Origin of the sequence: Streptomyces sp. NRRL F-525 (assembly GCF_000716605.1) — a bacterium.
Lineage (GTDB): Bacteria > Actinomycetota > Actinomycetes > Streptomycetales > Streptomycetaceae > Streptomyces.
Genome location: NZ_JNXE01000131.1, coordinates 1 through 485 on the forward strand (window position 1 = coordinate 1; position 485 = coordinate 485).

At 69.7% G+C, this 485-nt stretch carries 1 protein-coding gene; it reads left to right on the forward strand.

The window, feature by feature from the left end; genetic code table 11:
* Positions 1-485, forward strand: a 485-nt coding sequence (locus OO69_RS48200) for a polyketide synthase dehydratase domain-containing protein (RefSeq protein ID WP_033287396.1), incomplete at both ends; no start/stop codon positions are given.

Below are 485 nucleotides of genomic sequence, written 5' to 3' on the forward strand. Positions count from 1 at the left end.
CACCCCCCACCCCCTGACCGCCCCACTACTGCGCCGCAACCGACCCGACACCACCACCCTCCACACCACCCTCGCCCAACTCCACACCACCACCAACACCAACACCTGGACCCGCACATCAGTCACCAACACCAACACCACCACCGCCCCCGACCTCCCCACCTACGCCTTCCAACACCAGCGCTACTGGCTCAACCCGCCCACCACCACCGGCGACCTCACCAGCGCGGGCCTGACCAGCGCCGAACACCCGTTGCTCCGGGCGTCCGTCGAGCTCGCGGACGGCCTGGGAACCGTCTTCACCGGTCAACTCTCGCTGCGCACCCACCCCTGGCTCGCCGACCACACCATCCTCGGCACCGTCCTACTGCCCGGCACCGCCTTCCTCGACCTCGCGCTGCACGCCGGCAACCAGCTCGACGCGCCCCACGTCGAGGAACTCACCCTCGAAGCGCCACTGGCACTGCCCGAACAGGGCACCGTCC